This window comes from Mycobacterium sp. Dal123C01 (assembly GCF_052566995.1).
Genome location: NZ_CP199580.1, coordinates 2,874,355 through 2,896,655, shown reverse-complemented (window position 1 = coordinate 2,896,655; position 22,301 = coordinate 2,874,355). Strand labels below are relative to the sequence as shown.

General features: G+C 64.8%; 22 protein-coding genes. 10 read left to right on the top strand and 12 right to left on the bottom strand.

What is annotated here, in order from left to right:
• Positions 1–4 precede the first annotated feature (4 nt).
• Positions 5–1,201, bottom strand: a complete 1,197-nt coding sequence (locus ACTXG5_RS13865) for an amidohydrolase family protein (RefSeq protein ID WP_445164174.1) — start codon at positions 1,199–1,201, stop codon at positions 5–7.
• A 15-nt stretch (positions 1,202–1,216) separates the two neighbouring features.
• A complete protein-coding gene (locus ACTXG5_RS13860) occupies positions 1,217–2,074 on the bottom strand; it encodes an enoyl-CoA hydratase (protein ID WP_445164173.1) in 858 nt (285 codons plus the stop codon).
• Between the two features lie 591 nt (positions 2,075–2,665).
• On the opposite strand from ACTXG5_RS13860, the gene mbp1 reads away from it, so the two are divergent.
• The gene (mbp1, locus tag ACTXG5_RS13855; RefSeq protein ID WP_445164172.1) at positions 2,666–2,884 is read left to right on the top strand and encodes a microaggregate-binding protein 1; all 219 of its coding nucleotides are present in this window, start codon (positions 2,666–2,668) and stop codon (positions 2,882–2,884) included.
• An 83-nt stretch (positions 2,885–2,967) separates the two neighbouring features.
• On the opposite strand, the gene ACTXG5_RS13850 is transcribed toward mbp1, so the two are convergent.
• Positions 2,968–3,975, bottom strand: a complete 1,008-nt coding sequence (locus ACTXG5_RS13850) for a dihydrodipicolinate synthase family protein (RefSeq protein WP_445164171.1) — start codon at positions 3,973–3,975, stop codon at positions 2,968–2,970.
• A gap of 34 nt (positions 3,976–4,009) precedes the next feature.
• Positions 4,010–4,807, bottom strand: coding sequence for an SDR family NAD(P)-dependent oxidoreductase (locus ACTXG5_RS13845; protein ID WP_445164170.1), 798 nt, complete (start codon positions 4,805–4,807; stop codon positions 4,010–4,012).
• Positions 4,808–5,058: 251 nt separating this feature from the next.
• Here ACTXG5_RS13845 and ACTXG5_RS13840 point away from each other — a divergent pair, with 251 nt between their 5' ends.
• The gene (locus ACTXG5_RS13840) at positions 5,059–5,865 is read left to right on the top strand and encodes a TetR/AcrR family transcriptional regulator (protein ID WP_445164169.1); all 807 of its coding nucleotides are present in this window, start codon (positions 5,059–5,061) and stop codon (positions 5,863–5,865) included.
• A 15-nt stretch (positions 5,866–5,880) separates the two neighbouring features.
• On the opposite strand, the gene ACTXG5_RS13835 is transcribed toward ACTXG5_RS13840, so the two are convergent.
• Positions 5,881–6,768, bottom strand: a complete 888-nt coding sequence (locus ACTXG5_RS13835) for an enoyl-CoA hydratase/isomerase family protein (RefSeq protein WP_445164168.1) — start codon at positions 6,766–6,768, stop codon at positions 5,881–5,883.
• Positions 6,765–7,442 (bottom strand): hypothetical protein, encoded by a 678-nt coding sequence (locus ACTXG5_RS13830; protein ID WP_445164167.1) that lies wholly within the window; start codon positions 7,440–7,442, stop codon positions 6,765–6,767. Before ACTXG5_RS13830 ends, ACTXG5_RS13835 begins: the two co-directional genes overlap by 4 nt.
• A 130-nt stretch (positions 7,443–7,572) precedes the next feature.
• Here ACTXG5_RS13830 and ACTXG5_RS13825 point away from each other — a divergent pair, with 130 nt between their 5' ends.
• Genes ACTXG5_RS13825 through ACTXG5_RS13800 form a run of 6 tightly spaced genes read left to right on the top strand, consistent with a single transcriptional unit; the run spans position 7,573 to position 14,624 of the window.
• A complete protein-coding gene (locus ACTXG5_RS13825; RefSeq protein WP_445164166.1) occupies positions 7,573–8,394 on the top strand; it encodes an enoyl-CoA hydratase/isomerase family protein in 822 nt (273 codons plus the stop codon).
• 47 nt (positions 8,395–8,441) lie between these two features.
• Positions 8,442–9,254 (top strand): enoyl-CoA hydratase/isomerase family protein, encoded by an 813-nt coding sequence (locus tag ACTXG5_RS13820; RefSeq protein ID WP_445164165.1) that lies wholly within the window; start codon positions 8,442–8,444, stop codon positions 9,252–9,254.
• Positions 9,245–10,054: an enoyl-CoA hydratase/isomerase family protein gene (locus ACTXG5_RS13815; protein ID WP_445164164.1), complete on the top strand. Its 810-nt coding sequence runs from the start codon at positions 9,245–9,247 to the stop codon at positions 10,052–10,054. Before ACTXG5_RS13820 ends, ACTXG5_RS13815 begins: the two co-directional genes overlap by 10 nt.
• Positions 10,054–11,535, top strand: a complete 1,482-nt coding sequence (locus tag ACTXG5_RS13810) for a class I adenylate-forming enzyme family protein (protein WP_445164163.1) — start codon at positions 10,054–10,056, stop codon at positions 11,533–11,535. Before ACTXG5_RS13815 ends, ACTXG5_RS13810 begins: the two co-directional genes overlap by 1 nt.
• Entirely contained in the window at positions 11,525–13,090 is a 1,566-nt protein-coding gene (locus ACTXG5_RS13805; RefSeq protein WP_445164162.1) for a class I adenylate-forming enzyme family protein, read from the top strand. Before ACTXG5_RS13810 ends, ACTXG5_RS13805 begins: the two co-directional genes overlap by 11 nt.
• On the top strand, positions 13,083–14,624 hold the full coding sequence (locus ACTXG5_RS13800; protein ID WP_445164161.1) for a class I adenylate-forming enzyme family protein: 1,542 nt from the start codon (positions 13,083–13,085) through the stop codon (positions 14,622–14,624). The genes ACTXG5_RS13805 and ACTXG5_RS13800 overlap by 8 nt, the downstream gene beginning before the upstream one ends.
• Here the strand turns inward: ACTXG5_RS13800 and ACTXG5_RS13795 are convergent.
• The 6 genes from ACTXG5_RS13795 to fabG form a co-directional block, all read right to left on the bottom strand.
• Positions 14,621–14,983: a hypothetical protein gene (locus ACTXG5_RS13795; protein WP_445164411.1), complete on the bottom strand. Its 363-nt coding sequence runs from the start codon at positions 14,981–14,983 to the stop codon at positions 14,621–14,623. The genes ACTXG5_RS13800 and ACTXG5_RS13795 overlap by 4 nt on opposite strands.
• A gap of 73 nt (positions 14,984–15,056) precedes the next feature.
• Positions 15,057–15,749, bottom strand: coding sequence for a GntR family transcriptional regulator (locus ACTXG5_RS13790; protein WP_445164160.1), 693 nt, complete (start codon positions 15,747–15,749; stop codon positions 15,057–15,059).
• A gap of 4 nt (positions 15,750–15,753) precedes the next feature.
• Positions 15,754–16,947 (bottom strand): acyl-CoA dehydrogenase family protein, encoded by a 1,194-nt coding sequence (locus ACTXG5_RS13785; RefSeq protein WP_445164159.1) that lies wholly within the window; start codon positions 16,945–16,947, stop codon positions 15,754–15,756.
• Between the two features lie 11 nt (positions 16,948–16,958).
• Positions 16,959–18,155, bottom strand: a complete 1,197-nt coding sequence (locus tag ACTXG5_RS13780; RefSeq protein ID WP_445164158.1) for a CoA transferase — start codon at positions 18,153–18,155, stop codon at positions 16,959–16,961.
• A complete protein-coding gene (locus ACTXG5_RS13775) occupies positions 18,152–19,381 on the bottom strand; it encodes an acetyl-CoA C-acetyltransferase (RefSeq protein ID WP_445164157.1) in 1,230 nt (409 codons plus the stop codon). Before ACTXG5_RS13775 ends, ACTXG5_RS13780 begins: the two co-directional genes overlap by 4 nt.
• 1 nt (position 19,382) lies before the next feature.
• Positions 19,383–20,132, bottom strand: coding sequence for a 3-oxoacyl-ACP reductase FabG (gene fabG, locus ACTXG5_RS13770; RefSeq protein WP_445164156.1), 750 nt, complete (start codon positions 20,130–20,132; stop codon positions 19,383–19,385).
• A 113-nt stretch (positions 20,133–20,245) separates the two neighbouring features.
• On the opposite strand from fabG, the gene ACTXG5_RS13765 reads away from it, so the two are divergent.
• Positions 20,246–21,439 carry an acyl-CoA dehydrogenase family protein gene (locus ACTXG5_RS13765; RefSeq protein WP_445164155.1) on the top strand — a complete coding sequence of 398 codons (1,194 nt, stop codon included), beginning with the start codon at positions 20,246–20,248 and terminating at the stop codon, positions 21,437–21,439.
• Positions 21,439–22,260: a mycofactocin-coupled SDR family oxidoreductase gene (locus ACTXG5_RS13760; protein ID WP_445164154.1), complete on the top strand. Its 822-nt coding sequence runs from the start codon at positions 21,439–21,441 to the stop codon at positions 22,258–22,260. The genes ACTXG5_RS13765 and ACTXG5_RS13760 overlap by 1 nt, the downstream gene beginning before the upstream one ends.
• The last annotated feature ends 41 nt before the right edge of the window (positions 22,261–22,301 follow it).

The following is a 22,301-nucleotide window of genomic DNA, read 5'->3' as shown; positions in this document are numbered from 1 at the left end:
GCGACTAAGCAGTGACTTTGAGGCCGAGGAGATCTAAAGCGTTATCGCGCATGATCTTCCGGACATCTGATTCGCTGAAATTCGTCAGTTCTTCGGTGAACGACACCGGCGACTCGAGACCCTCACCGTGCGGCCAGTCAGAGCCGAACAAGATCTTATCGACGCCGATGACCTCGGCCAGCTCCGGTAGATCGTCCTCGTAGTACGGGGCGATCCACACGTTGTTGCGCAGCTGCTCGACCGGGTCCACCGGGAAGTCACGGGGCTGGGTGTTGGCGGCCTTCTTCAGGCGCTTGACCAAGCGGTGGACGAAGTATGAGCCGTTTTCGATGCTGACCGCCTTGAGTTTCGGATGACGGGTGAAGACGCCGTGCACGATCATCGAGGCCATGGTGTCGTGGATGGCGCGGTCATCGAGAAGTACGTTGTCCAACGGATCCTTGGCGCCGAAGCCCTCGAACGTCGCCTTCCCGCCCCACGCCGCCGCGATGTGCAGATAACCGCTGTCGCTGAGGTGGAATCCGACCGGAACCCCCGCCTCGGCCAGCCGGGCCCAGACCGGGTCGTGGCTGCGATCGCCCAGCGACCGCGGCTTGACCAAGCCGGGGACCGGCGCCGGCCGCACCAACACCAGCTTGGCGCCGCGTGCCAACACGAAATCAACCTCTTCGAGTGCCTTGACCGGATCGGCGAGCGAAATGATCGGCGCGGCAATGATCCGGTGGTCGGGCCGGTCGAAGCCCCAGTCCTCATCGAGCCACAGGTTGAAGGCGTGCACCGACGCCATCGTCGCGTCGATGTCGTGCTTGAGCGCCTCCTCGACCCCGCAGCCGAATGTCGGCAGCATGAACACGGTCTCGATGTCCTGGGTGTCCATCACTGCGATGCGGGCATCGCGGTTCTGGTACTCCGGGTGGTCGGCCATCCGCTCGACCTTCATCAGCGAGGCCGGGTCGACGCCTTCGGGAATCTCACCGCGGAACAACAGGTCCAGGCAGCCCGGGACGATGATCGGGTCGAAGGTGGGGTTGGGGACGAAGTTGTTGACGCGGCCCCCGATGACGGCCGACGTGCGCTTGCCTTGGGTGAGCATCTGCACGCCGCGGCTTCTGAAGGCCTTGTCCAGGTGGCGAGTGAAGGAGTCCAGCGGTTCGTAGTAGTGATTGTCGACGTCGATTGGCTGGTAGCCCAAGTTACCCATGATCATCCTTTCCGGTCACACCGGCGAAGCGTCGGAAGACGTTAGCGATGGAAATTGCGGCGGCCGCTTCTCTAGGAAACTGGTGATCCCCTCGATGACATCCGGCCTCGGCAGCGACTCTTGGAGCAAGGTGTCGGCAAGCGAGTTAGCTTCCACGACATCGCGTGTGGCGTCACCGTAGACCTGACGTTTGATCACCGCCATCGATGCGGGCGAACAGTTGGCGGCCATGTCCTCGGCGTATTCCAGCGCACGTTTCATTAGGTCGTCAGCCGCTACGACTTCTTTCACCAGGCCCAGTTCGGCGGCCTCTTCCGCGAGAAACGTGCGACCGCTCAGCAACAGATCGAGGGCGACGGCCATGCCGGTCAGCCGCGGAAGGATCCAGGAGATGCCGAATTCGGCGATCAGCCCGCGACGAGCAAACACCGCGCCGAACTTGGCGCCGGCGGCGGCAAACCGCACGTCGCACATCAGCGCCTGGGTCAGACCGATGCCGACACACGCACCGTTGATGGCCGCGATGACGGGCTTGCGCAGCGTCGTCACAAAGTGCGGCGGCCGTTCGCCGACCAAGTCGGCCAGGTTCGTCCCTTCCGCCTTCTTCATGGTTTCGCCGTACGTGGAGACCGAACTCGGCGCGCCCAGATAGGCGCCGGCACAGAATCCCCGCCCGCTGCCGGTCAGCACGATCGCCCGGATGGCGGGATCCTGTTCGGCGCGGTCGATGGCGGCGTAGAACGCGGCCGCAATGTCCGGGCCCCAGGCGTTGAGGCGGTCCGGCCGATTGAAGGTCAGGATTGCGACCCCACTGTCTGTGGCCTCGTAGAGCACCGCGTCGTCGGCATCGAAAGCACCGTCGCTGCCGGACATCTTCCGCGGCACCTCCTCATGCTTTGACGACGGGATTCAGGGGGCTTTGTACCCATACTGTATACCTATCGGTACCGCATTCCACAACTGTCCGCGAACCCCTGCGAACCCCTGGTTAACAGCGAATTTCACCGATGTTGAACCGCGCGGTTTGGGATGGCGATTCGCCGGGTTACCGACACCGAGACGTCAATATCCGGCACCTGAGGGGATCACTAGTGAAGTCGGCAGCAAAATCGGTAGCACATCGCCTGAAGCAGGCGCGGTCAGCGGTACTGCGGATCGAGGCGGCCTGGGTGGGCGCGCAATTTCTGCTCGCGTTAGGAACGCTAGGTGTTCTCGTCGGGCTCGTTGTGCAGGCACGACGGCGGCGAACCCGCGGTGGACCTCCACGGGTGGATACGGCCACAGCGCCGGCCGCGGATGCCGAAGCGGCCGGGCCGGCACCCACTGCCTCGACGAACGCAGCCGCGAATGGGCTGGTCAACTGATGCTGTGGCGAGCGCCACGTTTCGATCATGTTTTCCTTCCGCGGGTGATCGGGAAGAGGTACTGATGGCACCCACTAGGCAGGAGGAGGGAGCAACGCCAATGGTTGACATCATCAAGGGCGTCGTGGACGGCGTCGTGGGCAAGACCAAGGAAGTCGTCGGTACGGTCGCGGGTCGCAATGACTGGATCAGCGAAGGTCAGGCGCAGCAGGACAAGGCGGAAGCACTGCGCAACGCTACGAAGAAAGAAGCTCAGGCCGACAAGGCTCGTGCCGAAGCGAAAATTCACGAAGCACGCGAGCGCGCCGAGCAACAGTAATCAAGTGCGTGCGCAAGGACCGGTCACCCCTCGGTGGCCGGGCCTTCGCATAGGCCCGCGCCACAATGGTTTTGGGTGATCCGTTACGAATTGATGAGCCCGAGGCGGCGATAAGCCGTCTCGATTTGTGTTTTGGCCTCGGCCGGCAACTCCGCCTGCGGAGGCCGGGAATGCGGATAGGCGCCTATCGGCAGGCCGAGTACGGAGGCCGCGTATTTGAACGCCCCTCCCCAGTGGGTGAAGTAATCCGATCGTCCCGGGTAGCAGGTCCACCACGGCCCGAGGTCGAGATCGAACTGGTCCAGACCGGAGTCACGGCCGTAATCCATTGCCTCGAGCAGCTTGTCGGACAACACCAGGTCCCAGTACTCGGAAAACAGTCGCCGCTGTGGGGTCTCGAATAAGTAACCCGCGGTGCCCAACTGCGCCGGGCAGACGATCCCGTCGCGCAACCATCCCGCCCGGTACACCGTCTTGTCGCATTCCCACACAGCCAGACCAGGCGCCAGTTCATGCAGCATCCGGCTGCTCGCCGGCCGGAACGCGCCCTCCTTGGTGGCGCATACCGCGGGCACCTCGTGATAAATCCGGGCGCTTTCGGCCGGGGTTAACACATAGCCCGACGACGGGGAATTGAACATGCCCAACGCGATATCCGTGCGCCCAGCAACGTATTTGAAAAAGCGCAGCACGCCTTCGCCGCCGTGGGCCTCCATCATCGGCGTTTGGATGTAGACGATGTCAGCGCCCGCCTCCTGGGCGTGCAGCGTCAAATCCAAACAGTCCTTCGCCGCCATGGCCGCCGTACAGGCCTGCACCACGACGTCGGGATTGATGCTGCGCGCTTCCTCGATCGCCACCTCCAGCAAGCGCTTCCGCTCGTCGATGGTCAGCGACCAGAACTCGGCGAGTCCGCTGGTACACCACAACATCGGGTGCCCGAGATCGCCGACGCAGTAGCGCACCAACGTCCGGTAGGCGTCCCAGTCGATGTCGTCGCCGTCGGTACCGCAGAAAGGTGTGTAGAGGGAGTCGCCGATTCCCCGCAAAGCTCCGCGCGCCCAAGCACGCGCCTCACCGGCTGTCGCCACAGTCCACTCCTTCTGTCGGCCAAGAGATTTGAAGTCAGGTGAAGTCGGAACCGCCGTCGACGTTGATGTTGGCGCCGGTCATGTAGGAGTTGCGCCGCGACGCGAGGAACGCGACGACGGGTCCGATTTCTTCGGGGAGGCCGGCACGCGGCATGTGCGCCGGATGTCCAAAGTGCTTGCCGATGGCCTCCATCAGGCGATAGGGGTCGTTGCCGTCAACGCCGACCGAGTCGGCCCAGCCGACAAGCGATTCGGATGCGATGCTGCCCGGTGACACCACGTTGACCATGATCTCGTCTTTGGCGAGCAACAACGACAGGTTTTTCGAGACGCTCGTCAGCATCGACTTGGCCGCGGTGTAGGCGGGCAACATGACGCTTTGCCGTTGGGTCGAATGCGCCGAAAAGTTGACGATCCGCGCCCACTGCGCCTTACGCACCAGCGGAAGCGCCGATCGCACGCAGCGCACCATTCCCATCACTCCGTCTTCGACGGACTCGCGCCACTGATCGTCGGTCAGATCTTCGAAGCTGCCCGGCGCTCCCGGCCCGACCGTATTGATGAGCACGTTGAGTTCACCGTTCCAGCGGGCCGCGATCTCGGCGAAAACCTTGTCGACGTCAGCGGTGTCACCGATGTCGGCAGCGAATCCGACGGCGTCCGGACTGCCGCAGTCCGTCAAATCGGCTACCGCGCTGTCGAGGAAGGCCTGGGTTCGGCCGACCAGCGCCACCCGGGCGCCGTCCTCGGCAAGACAACGGGCGGCCGCCAAACCCATGCCGCGGCTACCGCCGACTACGACAGCTGTGGCATTCGCCAGCCCTAAATCCACGACGATGTCCGGGGCTCATCCGGCGGGTTATCCAATGGCATGTGTCCGGTCATCTTCGCCCGTCCAGCCGCATATACCAAAAAGCCTACGATAGGTATTACAGTAGCAGATGGAAAAGCGTACGAGAGCCCGGTTGACGGCCATAGCCGAATGACGACACGCCTACATATACGCAGGTGGGAGCGCATCTGCCGGTAGATTTGGTTCAATCGGTGGCACGGCTGCAGACCGTACGCACAGGATACATTTTGATGGAGGTGCCGGTAGTGGCAAAGCAGGCAACCGCTGATAAGCGTCAACGACGCGAACGCGGGTCCATCAACCCCGATGACATCATCAGCGGCGCATTCGAACTCGCGGAGCAAGTGTCGATAGACAACCTCAGCATGCCGCTGCTCGGCAAACACCTCGGCGTCGGCGTTACCAGCATTTACTGGTATTTCCGCAAGAAGGACGATCTGCTCAACGCGATGACCGACCGCGCCTTGAGCAAGTACGTGTTCGCCACCCCCTACGTCGAAGCCAGCGACTGGCGCGAAACGCTGCGGAACCACGCACGGTTGATGCGGAAGACGTTCATGGGCAACCCAATTCTGTGCGACCTGATTTTGATTCGCGCCGCTCTCAGTCCCAAGGCGGCGCGATTGGGCGCTCTGGAGATGGAGAAGGCGATCGCGAACCTGGTCGAGGCCGGCCTGCCACCCGAAGACGCCTTTGACACCTACTCGGCGGTTTCGGTCCACGTCCGCGGCTCAGTGGTGCTGCAGCGACTCTACGAAAAGAACCAGTCCTCCGACGTCGGTCCGCGCGCCATCGAGGATGCCGTTTCCATCGACCCCGAAAAGACTCCGCTGCTTGCCCAAGTAAGCCGGATAGGTCACCGAATCGGGGCGCCCGATGAAACCAATTTCGAGTACGGCCTCGCCTGCATCCTCGACCACGCCAGCCGGTTGATCGACGAGGGATCGAAAGGCAACAAGTCGGCGCCGTCCCGTGCAGGCAAGGCGACCAAGTCACCCGGTCAGCGCAGTCGGGCCAAGGCGACGGCGGACGGCTAGCCCGCGATCTGGTTGTTAGGCTTCAGGTTCCGGCACATGGAAGTGCTCGTCACGTAGCCGGAACGCTTCCTTGGTGCCATGCTGTGCACGGGTTTTGACGAAGTTGAACTCCTCTGGCCCGAATTGCAGGTTCGTGCCATATGCGTGGAAGAGATAGCTCGCGACTTCCTCGCCGTGGTAGGCCTGGGTCTGTTCGACGAGGCGGAATGCTTCCTTGGCGATGACGACCCCGTCGGCAGGCATCTTCGCGGCCTTCTCGGCCCAGTACCGGGCGCGCGCGGTGACCGCGCCGGGATCGCATGTCTCGGTGAAGATTCCAAGATGCTCGATCTCGCCCGCTTCGATGACGTCACCGGTCAGCAGCAGGCGCCGGGCCATAACCGGTCCCAACCGATGGAAGAACATGTGCAGGCTGCCAAGCGCTGGCCCCAGGAAGCGCGTGGCCGGCATGCCGATCTTCGTATCGCGTGCGATCACCGAGATGTCGGTCATCAGCGCCATCTCGAAGCCACCACCCAGGGCGTAGCCGGAGATCTCCCCCACCGTCACCTTCGGGAAACCCATGAAGTTGTGATAGAAGCCAAATGACTTGCGGTCCACGGTGAGTCGTCTGCGCTGACTGGGCCGGCGCTTGGCCGCGTCATCGGGCACCTTGGTCTTGTCGCCGTACCAGCCGTATGCGTTGTTCATGTCGGCCCCGGTGGAAAAGACTCCCTCGGCCCCGCGCAGCAGCACCACCGTCAAATCGTCGTCGTCGGCCACAATATCCAGGCAGCGACCGACGGCCTCGCGCATGGTGGCGTCATAGGAGTTGCGTTGCTTGGGATTGTTCAGTGTGATCGTCGCGATTCGCCGGGCGGGATCGACCTCGAAAAGCACCCGATCGTCGTTCGAGGCAGTCATGTAGCGGACTCCTTTCGACGCCTCCCGAAGGTGTATCCGGTCAGCTTGTCCGGCTGCGACGCCAGCGTGTTGACCTCGCCGGTGCACAGCACCTCGTCGTCGAGCAGCAGCCGCGCCGTCGACGCGATGCCCCGCTCGACGTGGCGCCGGACAATGTCGAAGCGCAGCTCGGTCAGCACCGGCGTCGGCCGCCGGAAGGACACGGCGAGCGACCGCGTCTTCCCGGACAGCCCCATGACGCAACTGTGGTGCTGGATCACACAATCGAAAAAGACGGCGAGAAAGCCGCCGTGTACCAGTCCCGGCGGTCCTTCGTAGACCAGCGGGAAGACGACCCGACCTTCGGCCTTGTCAGCGTCGAGGTAATCGAAGGAGTATTCGGGAAAGGACGGGTTGTAGGAACCGATATCGGTGGCGTGGTTGAGATAAACCCGGCGCGGATCGTTGTCGAGCTCGCCAATCCGGGGTGCGTTGTCCCGCGGAGCCGCGGGCGCTAGCTCGCTTTCCCATTCGTCGAACTTCGCCAGCATGGCGTCCACCGTCGGGTGCGGCTGTTCGAGCGACAGCAGCAATGAGCTCAGGCGCCTCATGGCAGCGGCGGCCGCCACGGTCTGGGCCAGGGGCGTCTCGCCGAATTTCGCGTCATCGGTGCGCGTCGGTGCGCCCTCGGCCATGCGACCCTACTTCCACCGGGTTTCACCCGGTTGTTCCGTCGGCAGCGTTTCCTTGATAACTTATACAGCGTATCAATCGTATTGCCTACTGTATGGGTTCCCGTATCGCTGAGAAAGGCCGGATTCGACGGTGAGTCACAACACCGATGCGGCCGACGCCGAGGGTTCGGTGACAGCACGCCGGGATGGGGCGATTCTGCGACTCACGCTTGATCGTCCGCAGCGGCGTAATTCGTTGACCCACTTAATGATCGAGACATTGATCCGTGCGCTGACCGAGGCCGCCGCCGACGACTCGTTGCGCGCGATTCACCTCCGCGGGGCCGGCGAAGACTTCTGCTCCGGGGCCGACTGGGTCGCCACCAACAGCGGAACCGGACAACGCCCGCGCACCGGTGATCTGGTGCGCCGGATTCCGCACGCCGCCCACCGGTTGATCGAACTCGTACACGACATCCAGCTCCCGGTGGTCTGCACCGTGCGGGGCTGGGCAGTGGGGATGGGTTGCAATCTCGCCCTGGCCGCCGACTTTGCCGTGGCTGCCACCGATGCCGTGTTCTGGGAGCCGTTCATCGACCGCGGATTCAGCCCGGATTCGGGTGCTACCTGGCTGCTCCCCCGGCTGATCGGGGTGGCACGAGCCCGGCGGATGCTGCTGCTGGGTGAGAAAGTCAGCGGGACCGACGCGGCCGACTGGGGGTTGATTCACCAGACCGTCGGCCCGGCCGAACTCGACGATACGGCCGAGCAACTGCTGGCGCGACTGGCCGACGGGCCAACGGTCGCGATCGGGATGGCCAAGCAAGCCCTGAACTACGGCCAGCACGCGTCACTGAACCAGTCCCTGACCCAGGAACTGTTCAACCTGGAACTATCCTGTCGGACAAGCGATTTCAAGGAAGGCCTGGAAGCCTTTCGGCAACGGCGCACGCCGAAATTCGATGGACGCTGACCGGATCGGCTTTCGGTCGCGCCGGGCGCTATACGAAGGGAACACGGATGCCTGCTGACTCGTTCGACACCATCAACTACGAGGTCGACGGGCATACCGCCACCATCACACTCAACCGTCCCGACGCCCTCAACGCGCTGAGTCCGCACATGGTCACCGAGCTTCGGACCGCCTACGACGAGGCCGAAAACGACGACAAGGTATGGCTGCTCATCGTCACCGGCACCGGCCGCGCATTCTGCACGGGGGCGGATGTCAAAGCCATTCCCGAGGACGGCAAGGTGATCTACGAGCGGCCCTACCTGTCGACCTACGACCAGTGGGAGGCCCCGCAGGAGGGCACACCGCCGTTTCGCACCATGGCCAAGCCGGTGTTGACCGCGGTCAACGGATTGTGCTGCGGCGCGGGCATGGATTGGGTCACCACGACCGACATCGTCATCGCATCCGAGCAGGCGACCTTCTTCGATCCGCACGTCAGCATCGGGCTGGTGGCCGGACGTGAATTGGTGCGGGTGGCGCGGGTGTTGCCCCGCTCGATCGCCCTGCGGATGGCGTTGATGGGCAAGCACGAGCGGATGAGCGCACAACGCGCCTACGACCTCGGATTGATCAGCGAGGTCGTCGAGCACGACCGCCTCCTGGACCGGGCTCGCGAGATCGCCGATATCGTCAACTCCAATGCGCCGCTGGCGGTTCGGGGAACCCGGTTGGCGATTCTCAAGGGCCTGAACGTGCCCCTGCACGAGGCCGAAATAATGGCCGAAACCTTCCGTGAGCGGGTACTGCGAACGCAAGACGCGCAGGAAGGCCCCAAGGCCTTTGTGGAAAAGCGGAAACCGAATTGGAAATGCCAGTGAAGTCAGCCGATTTCGAAACCATTCTCCTCGACGTCGACGCGGACGACCACGTCGCGACCATCACGCTGAATCGTCCCGAGCAGCTGAACGCGTTCAACCGCACGATGTGTGAGGAGATAGCCCAAGCCTGGCGCACCGTCAAACTCGACGAGTCGGTGCATGCGGTGGTGCTGCGGGCAGCCGGCGGCCGGGCGTTCAGCGCGGGCCTGGACATCAAGACGCCGTACGGGCAGCCCGAAAACGTGTGGAATCACGAGGATCCCGGTGAATTACTCAGCCCCAAGTGGCAGAAGATGTGGAAGCCGGTGGTGTGCGCCGTTCAGGGTATGTGTACCGCGGGCGCGTTCTACTTCATCAACGAGTCCGATGTCGTCATCTGCTCCACCGATGCAACGTTTTTCGATTCACACGTGTCGGCAGGCCTGGTCTGCGCGCTGGAGCCGATCGGTCTGATGCGCCGCATCGGCCTGGGCGAAACGTTGCGTATCGCCCTGATGGGCAACGACGAACGGGTGGGCGCTGACAGCGCGTTGCGGATCGGGTTGGTGTCCGAGGTGGTCGCTGCCGACCAGCTGTGGGGCCGTGCCCACGAGATTGCCGCCGCGATCGCGGCCAAGCCGCCGTCGGCGACCCAGGGCACCGTCAAGGCGATCTGGGAGTCGCTCGACAAGCCCTACCGTGCCGCCTTGGATCAGGGCCTGATCTACACGCGGCTGGGCAACCCGCTGGGCACCGCCGAACTGGCGGCGCAGCAAGGCTCCGACGGCAAGGGTGCCAGGAGCGAACCAAAGATCCGCTGATGGCCGATCATCCACTGAGTCAACGCATCGCCGACGTGCTGGATCTGCAGCCGGGCGCACCCGCGATCGAGTACGACGGTCGATGGCTCTCGTGGGGACAGGTGGGCGAGGCGGCACGGCACATGGCGTCGTTGACTGCCGGACGCGGCGACGATCCTGCGGTCGGGATGCTGCTGCGCAACCGGCCGGGCCAGGTGGCGGCATTCCTGGGGGTGCTGCTGGCCGGCGGGACCGTGGTCACCATCAACCCGTCGCGCGGCGACGAGCGCACCCGGGCCGATATCGCCGCACTGCGACTGCCCGTGGTGGTCGGTGAGCCCGACGATCTGGCGACGCTGGTGGCCCCCGGAACGCCGACCCTGTCGATTTCGGGTTGTCTGGATGAGCCCAGCGAGTCGGTGCGACCCGGCAGCGGTCCCGTTGCCGCACCCGAAGTCGCGGTGCGCATGCTGACCAGCGGAACGACGGGTCCGCCCAAGCGAATTGACCTCAGCTACGATATGTTGGCGCGCAGCGTGATGGGTCCTGATCCAGATCACGCGCCGCGGCCTCAAGAGCTGCGACCCGGTGTCGCGATCGTGAACTCACCGCTGGTGCACATCGGCGGCGTCTTCCGGGTGCTGCAGTGCGTCGCCGAGGCGCGATCCTTTGTGCTGCTGGAACGCTTCGAGCTCAACGTGTGGGCTCAGGCGGTGCGCAAGCACCGGCCCCGCGCGGTGTCGTTGGTGCCGGCCGCATTGCGGACGGTGTTGCACTCCGACCTGTCGCGAGCCGATCTGGACAGCATCCGCGCCGTCACCTGCGGCACGGCCCCGCTGTCGGCCGACGACGCCGACGCCTTCACCGAAAAATATGGTGTACCCGTTCTCACCTCGTACGCCGCAACAGAATTCGGTGGCGGTGTGGCCGGCTGGACCCTGACCGACTACCAGAAGTATTGGACCGCCAAACGCGGTAGCGTCGGGCGGGCCAACACCGGTGCGCAGTTGCGGGTGGTCGACGACGCCGGCACGCAGCTCGGGCCGGACCAGGTTGGGCTGCTCGAGGTCAAGCCGGGACAGCTGGGGCGATCGGCGCAGTGGATGCGGACCACCGATTTGGCACGCATCGACGCGGACGGCTTTCTCTGGATCGTCGGGCGGGCCGATCAGGCGATCATTCGCGGTGGGTTCAAGGTCATGCCCGACGATGTCCGTGTCGCGCTGGAGAGACATCCCGCGGTGGCGGGCGCGGCTGTGGTCGGGCGACCCGACGCACGCCTCGGTGAGACGCCGGTCGCCTTGGTGGAACTGCGCGAGTCCGCCGCCACCGATACCGACACGTTGCTGGAGTACCTGCGAACACGATTGGCTCGCTACGAGATTCCCACCGAGATCGCGATCGTCGGCACGATCCCCCGCACCCCGTCGGGCAAAGCCGACCTGAACGAGATCCGACGCCTCTTCGAAGAGTCCGCTGTCGACAGCGACCATGCCCGGTGATTCCACGGTCGCCGAGATCCTGCGACATCAAGCCCGCTCGCGCGAAGACCATCCTCTTCTCGTCTGCGACGCGGACCGCATCAGCTACGCCGAGGCCGACTTCCGGTCAGCGGAGCTTGCCCGTGGACTGATCGCCCTTGGTGCCGGCAAGGGCACCCACGTGGGGCTGCTCTACCCCAACGGCACCCAGTTCGTCGTCGCCATGCTGGCGGCCGCACGAATCGGCGCCGTGGTGATCCCGTTTTCCACCTTCGCCACCGCCCGCGAAATCCGCGAGCAACTGCTCGATAGCGACGTCGAAATCCTTTTGTCCGTCGCGTCTTTCCGCTCCCATGACTACGTGCAGCGACTGTCCGAGGTTCTTCCGGGCGCCGACCTCGATTCCCGGCTGTTTTGTGCGGCCGCCCCACAACTGCGCCACGTGGTGATCACTCACGAGACGGTGTACCGACGAGCCGACACCATCGACCCGGAGCTGCTGCAGGCGATGGAAGACGACGTCTACGGGTGTGACCCGCTGGCGATCGTCTACACGTCGGGATCCACCAGCACCCCCAAGGGCGTAGTGCACACACATGCCGCCCTGCTCGGACATCAGCAGAACCTCAACGAGATCCGCGGTTTGACCGCGGCGGACAGGCTGTTCTGCAATTCGCCGTTCTTCTGGATCGGTGGGTTCGCGTTCGGCCTGCTCGCCACCTTGGTGGCCGGGTCGACGTTGGTGTGCTCCAACGCCACCGATACGGGGGCGACGCTCGATCTGTTGGAAGCCGAAAAGCCCACCATGACAAACGGGTTCGCTGCAGGGATCGCTCACCTGGCCGACGACCCGAGCTACGCCGCGCGTGATTTGTCGTCGATGCGGCGCGGCAACCTCTACCCGATCATGGCCCCCGATACCCGGCCGGCCGACCCAGAGCTGCGGCACAACATGCTCGGGATGACCGAAGCCGGCAGCGTCGTGCTGATCGCCGAAGACGAGTCCGACCAGCCCGAAGCGCGGCGCGGATCATTCGGCAAGCCCGCACCCGGATTCGAGACGAGGATCATCGACCGCGACACGAGGGAACGAGTTGGCGTCGGAGAGGTCGGCGAACTGTGCATCCGCGGGCCTTACCTGATGCAGTGCTATTACAAGCGCAGTCGCGAAGAGTGCTTTGATGCGGACGGCTGGTTCCACACCGGCGATTTGGTGCGCACCGATGCCGACGGATTCGTCTATTTCGTCGGCCGGCTCAGCGCGATGATCAAAACGGCAGGCGCCAATGTCTCGGCGGCGGAGGTGGAGCAGGCCATCACCAAGGTCACCGGCGGAGCACCGGCTTACGTCATCGGCATCCCGGACGCCAGGCGTGGGCAACTCGTTGCCGCGGTTCTGGTCCGGCCGGAGGGCGCCACGGCGTTCGACGACGAGGCGTTGGGCGAACGACTCAAAACCGAATTGTCCGTGTACAAGATTCCCAAGCGGTTCATCACCCTGTCCCGCGCCGACGTGCCGCTGTTGTCCAGCGGCAAGGTCGACACGCGGCGCCTGCGGAAGCTCTTCGATGCCTGACCCGAGCGCACGCACCATCGACCAACTGGTGCGGTTTCGAGCCGACCACGACGGGGACACACCGATGGTGATCGATCCCACCTCCCGCCTCAGCTACCGCGAACTCGACTTGACCACAAGCGAATTGGCTGCGGTATTCGTCGAAGCCGGCGTGAGCAAGGGCACCCGGGTGGGATTGATCATGCCCAACAGCACCCGCTGGGTGCAGGTCGCCATCGCACTGACCCGCATCGGCGCTGTCCTGGTACCCCTGAGCACGCTGCTGCAGGCCGGCGAACTCGTCGCGCAGCTGCGAGTCGCGGCCGTGCAGTTCCTGGTGAGCGTCGAGGAGTTCCGCGGCCATCGCTATCTCGACGACCTGAAGGCCATGCGGCAACCCGAACTTCCTGCCTTACGCCAGGTTTGGTCGATCGAACAGCTCGATAGCGCCGCTGCGACCGATCGGGCCCGGCAGATCATCGACACGATGACCGACACGGTCACCGCCGCCGACCCGCTGGTCATCATGTTCACCTCGGGCAGCAGCGGAGCGCCCAAGGGAGTCGTGCACTCCCACGGCAATGCGTTAGGTGCGGTGCAAGCGGGTCTCGCGGCACGTTGCATCACCTCCGAAACCCGTCTGTACCTGCCGATGCCGTTCTTCTGGGTGGGCGGTTTCGGCAGCGGAATACTGTCGGCCCTGCTGGCCGGCGCCACCCTGGTGACCGAAGAAATCCCTCGGCCCGAAACCACCCTGCGACTGCTAGAGCGCGAACGGGTCACCCTGTTCCGCGGCTGGCCCGATCAGGCCGAGGCACTGGCGCGGCACGCGAGCTCGGTCGGCGCTGATCTCTCGGCACTGCAACCTGGCAGCCTGGAAGCCCTGCTGCCGCCCGAGCAGCGGGCCGCGCCCGGGGCGCGGGCCACGCTGTTCGGCATGACCGAGGCGTTCGGTCCGTACTGCGGCTACCCCGCCGATTCCGACATGCCCGCGACGACATGGGGCAGTTGCGGAAAGCCGTTCGCAGGCATGGAAGTTCGCATCGTCGACTCCGACAGCGGCGAGCCCGTGGCAGCGGGCGCCGCCGGCATGATCCACATCCGCGGACCGCACACGCTGCGCGGCATTTGCGGTCGCAGCCGCGAGGAGCTGTTCACCGCCGACGGTTTTTATCCGACCGGCGACCTGGGCCACCTCGACGAGGACGGATTCCTGTTCTACCACGGGCGATCCGACGACATGTTCAAAGTCAGCGGCGCGACCGTCTACCCCAGTGAGGTCGAGCGGGCGCTACGCACGATCGACGGTATCGACAACGCCTTCGTCACCAAGGTGCCGGGCGCCGCGGGCGAGCGGGTGGGCGCGGCGGTGGTGTGCGGCAACGCCGCGCTGACGGCCGAGCAGCTGCGCGGCCGCGCGCGGGCTCTGCTGAGTGCCTTCAAGGTTCCGACGGTGTGGCTATTGCTGGATTCCGACGATGACGTTCCACGCGGTGGTACCGGCAAGGTCGACATCCATCGGCTGCGCGAGATGCTCGTCAGCCAATCGTCCTAGGGGACCCGGGTCCAGGGTTGACAGTTTTGTGACTCGAAGGCCTTAACGCTTGTGTTGATATTCGCGAACATCGGTCCGACAGAGATATTCGTCTGGAGTACATGCTCCTTGTTCGCATCGGGCGTGCTGTAGGTGAACCATGCGCACATCGAGCTCTGGGTCGGCACATTGTTGATCCAAACCCCAAAGGTCGACGCGGACCCACCCGTGCGGTAAAGGCCCGGCGCCACGTCAGGCCCGACGACAAAGACACCGTTCCCCGGAATCGGGTCCAACAGATCGGCACTGGCTGGAGACGCGAACGCGATCGCCGTCATGCCAGCAACGGATACGGCCAATGCGGGAAGTGTTCGGCGCATGTTCTTCTCCAGACTGTCGCCACCCTGAAAGCAGCGTATGCCCAGGTCGGTCGCGGAACAACCCGCGTCGGGCTCACCGAGGCCGAGGGCGATCCGTATCTGCCACCACGCCACGAGCAACAAGGTGATCGATCAACGGAACGGCGCCCGCCGCAAGATGTTCGGACATCGCGGCGCGGGCCAGCACATCGTCATGTATCTCGAGCGCAGCCAGGATCCGCCGGTGATCCTCGATCGACTGACCAGGCCAGCCCTCAATCGTCGGAAAGACCGACTCGGGAGCGTAACGGGTAATCTGCAGCATCAGCTGGGCAAGCTTTGGCGAGTCCGCCGCGACATTGATGGCGCGGTGGAACTCATGGTTCAGCCGAACGGTCCGCTCGTGGTCATCGCCGGCATAGGCCTCCTCCAACTGGGCCTGAATTTCCTTGAGCTCGTGCAGCTGATCGTGGGTGACGTTGACCGCGGCCCGCGCGGCCAGTTCCCCACCGACATGAGCCTGCACATTCGCGACGTCGGTGACGTCTCGCCCGGTGACCGGCAACACCACGAAGCCGCGGCGGGGCTGCTGAGCGATCAGGCCTTCTGAGCGCAGCGCGAACAGCGCCTCTCGCACCGGCGTGACACTGATCCCCAACTCCGCGGCCAATTGGTCCAGACGCACGTAGGACCCCGCGGCGTAGCTGCCATCGAATATCCGCCCGCGGATCAATCGCGCGACGTCCTCAAAAAGTTGAGGCCGCGCAGCGAAATCCGGAACGCTCATCGCCTCACACCTGATACTCGGCGAGCAGTCGCTTGCTGATGATGGACTTCTGAATTTCGCTGGTTCCCTCACCGATCAGCAGGAACGGCGCATCACGCATCAGCCGCTCGATTTCATATTCCTTGGAATAGCCGTAGCCGCCGTGGATTCGGAAGCTCTGCTGAGTGACCTCGGTGCAGTATTCGCTGCACAGGTATTTGGCCATGCCGGCAGCGACGTCGTTACGCTCGCCCGAATCCTTCAGCCGCGCCGCGTTGACCATCATCAGGTGTGCCGCTTCGACTTTGGTCGCCATCTCGGCCAACTGAAACGCGATGGCCTGGTGTTCGGCGATCGGCTTACCGAAGGTTTCGCGTTGTTGCGCGTAGCGCACCGCGAGTTCGAAAGCACGTAGCCCGACTCCACAAGCGCGCGCCGACACGTTGACCCGGCCGACCTCGATGCCGTCCATCATCTGGAAGAAGCCCTGCCCGGTGGTGCCGCCGAGAACGTCATCGGCACCGGCCTGGTAGCCGTCGAAGATCATCTCGGTGGTTTCGATGCCCTTGTAGCCCAGCTTGTCGATCTTGCCCGGAATATGCAGGCCGGCAACGACTTCGCCGAAACCGACCGGCTTCTCGACGAGGAACGCGGTCAGGTTGCGGTGCGGTTTGTCCGAGCCTTCGTCCGTGCGCACCAGTACCGCCACCAGCGTCGAGGTGGCGCCGTTGGTCAGCCACATCTTCTGGCCATCGATGGTGTACGTGCCGTCGGAATTGCGGCGGGCCCGCGTGCGAATCGCGGCCACATCGGAACCCAGCTCCGGCTCCGACATCGAAAAGGCGCCGCGCGTCTCACCGGCCGCCATCCGGGGCAGGAACCGCTGCTTCTGCTCGTCGGTGCCGTGCTGGCGCAGCATGTACGCCACGATGAAATGGGTATTGAGCACCCCGGATACGCTCATCCAGCCCCGCGCCAGCTCCTCGACACACAGCGCGTAGGTCAACAGCGACTCCCCCAGTCCGCCGTACTCCTGCGGAATCATCAACCCGAACAGGCCCATCTCCCGCATCTGATCGACGATCTCCTGCGGGTAGGTGTCGGTGCGTTCGAGCTCGGCCGCGTGGGGAATGACTTCCTTCTCGACGAATTGCCTTACCGTAGCGATAATCTCGGTCTGGAATTCGGTCAGCCCGAGGGTCTGGGCGAGTTTTGTCATGCGTGGTCCCTTCAGGCGATCGTTTTGGTGTCGGTCAAACGCGCGATGTCCGCGGCGGTCAAGCCTAGATTTTCGGTGAGGACGTCGGCAGTGTCCTGGCCCAGCGCCGGCGCGGCCGCGCTAGCGGGGTGGACCCCGTCGAACGCGGCCGGCAGGCCGGCGGCCAGATAATCGCCGATACCCGGTTGGTTCAGCCGGGAAAACAGCGGATTGTCAGTCACTTTCGGGTCTTGGACAACCTCCGCAAAGGTGCGGTATCGCTCGAACAGCACGGTGGTGCTCGACAGCGCCGCGGTGACCTGTTCGGCCGTATGCTCGGCGAACCAGGCGGCGAACAGACCGGACAGCACGTCCCGGTACCGGTACCGGTCGCCTTCGTCATTGAAGTCCACGCCCAGCGCCTCGGCCAGCGCGGCCACCGCGGAGCCGGTGCCGGTCACGTCGACCATGTCGCGAAAATGCCTGGGAGTCAATATGACCACCATGAAGGCCACCCCGTCGGAACTGGTGAAGTCCTGGCCATACTGGCCGTAGATGGTGTTGCCCAGCCGCTCTCGCTGGGTCCCATTCACCTGGGGCTCGGTCAACAATCCCAGATTTCCGGCCGTGGCCAGCGCGACGTCCTCTAGTGCGAGGGTGACCCGAGCGCCCGCCCCGGACCGCTCACGCCGGTGCACCGCAGAGACAACGGCCAGCGCCGCATACAGGCCGCAGCAGACATCCCAGGCGGGCAGCACATGGTTGATCGGGCCGGCATGGTTGGCCGGACCGGTCACCAGTGGATATCCGATGGCCGCGTTCACGGTGTAGTCGACCCCGGTGGATCCGTCGCCGCGCCCGAGCAGCTGCACGTGGATGACATCGGAACGCTTGGCGGCCAACACATCATGACCCAGCCAGGGCAACACCGCATTGGTCACGACAATGCCGTCGCCCTCCACGACCAGTCGCCGGACCAGTTCTTGCCCCTCGGCCGAGCGGACATCGATCGTGGCCGAGCGCTTCCCCTTGTTCAGCCCGGTCCAGTAAATCGACGTGCCGTCGGCGGCCAGCGGCCACCGCTTCACGTCCGAGGCGCCGCCGATCGGATCGATACGGATCACCTGTGCGCCGAGCTGATTCAGGGTCACACCGCACAGCGGCGCGGCCACGAAACTGGACACCTCGACAACGGTGAGACCGCTCAGCGGCAACCCGGGGCTGCTCATGTCTGGGCGACCCGTTCGAAAATTGCGGCTAGCCCTTGGCCGCCGCCGATGCACATGGTCTCCAACCCGTAGCGCGCCTGGCGACGATTGAGCTCACGGGCCAAGCTGGCCAGCATCCGACCGCCGGTCGCGCCGACCGGATGTCCGAGCGAGATTCCCGAGCCGTGCACGTTGGTTCGGTCGAAGTCGGCGGCCCCGAAATTCCACTCGCGCGTCACCGCAAGTGCTTGGGCGGCAAAGGCTTCGTTGAGTTCGATGAGGTCAATATCGGACAGTTGCAATCCGGCTTTGGCCAGCGCGGCTTGGGTTGCGGGTACCGGGCCGATACCCATGATGTTGGGCGCCACCCCCGCCAGTCCCCAGGACACCATCCGGACGAGCGGTGTCAGGCCGTATTCGGCCGCTTTCTCCGCGGTGGTCACCACACACATGGATGCGGCGTCGTTCTGCCCGCTGGCGTTACCCGCCGTGACCGTCGCCTCCGGATCATCAGCCAGCAGAACCGGTTTGAGCTTGCTCAGCGACTCCACCGACGTGTCGGCGCGTGGATGCTCATCGGTGTCGATGAGTTCCTCGCCCTGTCGGTTCCGGACGATCACGGGAATGATCTCCTCGGCCAGAACGCCATCCTTCTGCGCGGCAACGGCGCGCTGATGCGATCGCACCGCAAGCTCGTCTTGCTCCTGGCGTGAAATGCCGTACTGGCGGCGCAAGTTCTCGGCGGTCTCGAGCATCCCACCCGGAACCGGGTAGTGGCGGCCGCCGGCAGTCGCACGTCCCCGCGCCAGCCCGTCGTGTACCCGCACACCGTCGCGGGCGCCGCCCCAACGCATATCGGTGGAGTAGAAGGCGACGTTGCTCATGCTTTCGCAACCACCGGCCACGACGAGGTCATGGTCCCCATTGCCGACCTGCAGGCATGCTTGGATGACTGCCTGCAGCCCCGACCCGCAGCGGCGGTCGACCTGCATGCCGGGAACCGTCACCGGCAAGCCGGCATCCAACGCCACCACGCGCCCGACCGCCGGGGCATCGCTGTTGGGATAGCAGTGGCCCAGAATGACGTCTTGCACGGCGTCGGGCGCCAGACCGGTTCGCTCGAGCAGCCCTTTCAGCGCGGTGACGCCGAGGTCGACGGCGCTGCGCGACTTGAACATTCCGCCGTAGCGGCCGATCGGCGTCCGGACGGGTTCACAGATGACGGCTTCACGCGTTGCGTTGCCCATCTCAGAGATGCCGGCCGCCGGTGATTTCCATGACGGTGCCGGTCATATACGACGACAGGTCCGACGCCAGGAACAGCGCCACGCTGGCGACCTCGCTGGGCTCGCCGGCCCGGCCCATCGGCACCTCGGCGACCTTCGAGTCCCAAATGCGTTGCGGCATGGCTTCCGTCATCGCAGAGCGGATCAAACCGGGGGCGATCGCGTTCACCCGCACACCCAGGTAGGCCAGCTCTTTGGCGGCCGCCTTGGTCATGCCGACGATGCCGGCCTTGGCCGCCGAGTAGTTGGTCTGGCCGACCATGCCGACCTTCCCCGACACCGAGGACATGTTGATGATTGCGCCCCGCTTGTTTTCCCGCATGATCGCTGCGGCCAGCCGGGTCCCGTTCCAGGTCCCCTTCAGATGCACGTCGATGACCTGATCGAACTGCTCCTCGGTCATCTTGCGCATCGTGGCGTCGCGGGTGATGCCGGCGTTGTTGACCATGATGTCCAGGCCGCCGAAGTGCTCGACCGCGGTCTGGATCAGGGTTTCCACGTCGGAGGCCTGCGTGACGTCGCACCGGACCGCTACCGCGACGTCATCACCGCCGAGCTCCTTGGCCACGACCTGGGTCGCCTCGAGATTGACGTCGCCGAGCACCACTCGCGCACCCTCGGCGACAAACCGCTCCGCGATGGCCAGACCCAGCCCTTGCCCTCCGCCTGTGATCACCGCGGTCTGACCTGTCAACAACGACACCTGAATCACACATCCTTCACTGTTAGCGCAACCATCGGGCACCCCCAAGCCAGATATCATATTTGATATAGGATCCTGCTCTGGACCGGGGTGTCCGCCGTCGGGAGAGGAGTGTGGAGCCAATGACCACCGCCGAATCCGCCGCAGTCTCGGACGAGGACTTCCGCGAAATCCTTGCTCAGACAAGGCAATTCGTCCGCACCGCGGTCGTCCCCCGCGAGCAGGAGATTCTCGACGAGGATCGGGTCCCCGACGACCTCCGCGACGAAGCCAAGAAGATGGGCCTGTTCGGCTACGCGATTCCCCAGGAATGGGGCGGCCTCGGGGTCAACCTCATGCAAGACGTCGAGCTGGCGATGGAGTTGGGCTACACATCGCTGGCGTTGCGTTCGATGTTCGGCACCAACAACGGCATCGCCGGACAGGTTCTGGTCGGGTTCGGCACCGATGAACAGAAGTCCCGCTGGCTGGAGGCGATCGCGTCCGGCGACGTCGTCGCCTCCTTCGCCCTGACCGAAGCCGGCGCCGGATCGAACCCTGCCGGCTTGCGGACCAAAGCCGTTCGGGACAACGACGATTGGGTGATCTCCGGCCAGAAACGCTTCATCACCAACGCACCCGTCGCCGATCTGTTCGTGGTGTTCGCGCGCACCCGGCCCGCCGACGACCAGGGCCCGGGGATCGCCGTCTTCCTGGTTCCCGCGGATTCCGCAGGCGTCGAGGTGGGCGCCAAGGACGCCAAGATGGGCCAGGAGGGAGCGTGGACGGCCGACGTCAGCTTCACCGACGTCCGCGTCGGATCCGATGCACTCGTCGGAGGCAGCGAAGACGTCGGCTACCGGGCCGCGATGACCTCGTTGGCGCGCGGACGGGTCCACATCGCCGCGTTGGCAGTGGGCGTAGCGGCGCGCGCACTTGACGAGTCCGTCGCGTATGCCGCGACCGCAACCCAGGGTGGTACGGCGATCGGGAACTTCCAGTTGGTGCAGGCGATGCTCGCCGACCAGCAGACCGGGGTCATGGCCGGCCGTGCGCTGGTGCGCGAAGCCGCACGGCTGTGGGTCTCAGGCGAGGATCGCAGGATCGCGCCGTCGGCCGCCAAGGTCTTCTGCACCGAAATGGCCGGCAAGGTCGCAGATCTCGCGGTCCAGATCCACGGCGGCAGTGGTTATATGCGAGGCGTCGCCGTCGAACGCATCTACCGCGACGTGCGCCTGCTGCGGTTGTATGAGGGCACCAGCGAGATCCAGCGCTTGATCATCGGTTCGAACCTGGTCAAGGCGGCACAACGAGCTACCACTACGAAGGAGCGCTGATGACCGGCAAGCTCGAGGGACGAGTCGCCCTGATCACCGGGGCGGCACGCGGCCAGGGTCGCGCGCACGCGGTCCGCATGGCCCAGGAGGGCGCCGACATCATCGCCGTCGACATTGCCGCGAAGCTCCCGGCCTGCGTTCCCTACGATCCGGCGACCGAAGAGGATCTTGCCGAAACCGTTCGCCTGGTCGAAGACACAAACCGCCGGATCCTCGCCTCCGTCGTCGACACACGCGACCTGGATGCACTCCGCAAGGCCGTCGACGACGGCGTCGCCACACTGGGGCGCCTCGACATCATCGTGGCCAATGCCGGCGTCGCCGCTCCCCAGGCCTGGAACGAGATCACGCCCGAATCCTTTCGCGACGTGATGGACATCAACGTGACGGGCACCTGGAACACCGTGATGGCCGGCGCCGACAAGATCATCGAAGGGGGCCGCGGCGGCTCGATCATCCTGATCAGCTCGGCGGCCGGGGTGAAAATGCAGCCGTTCATGGTGCACTACACCGCCAGTAAGCACGCCGTCACCGGGCTGACCCGGGCCTTCGCCGCCGAATTGGGCAAACACTCGATCCGGGTCAACAGCGTCCACCCCGGCCCGGTGAATACCCCGATGGGCTCCGGCGACATGGTCGAGGCGGTGGCCAGGGCCACGGCAACCAACCCCCAGCTCTCGCACGTTCTCACGCCGTTTCTGCCCGATTGGGTGGCCGAGCCGGAAGAGATCGCCGACACCGTGTGCTGGCTGGCCAGCGACGAGTCGCGTAAGGTCACCGCGGCCCAGATCCGGGTCGACCAGGGGTCCTCTCAGTACTGACGCGTGGCCGACGAGGCTACGCGGGTCGTGGCCCGGCCGAA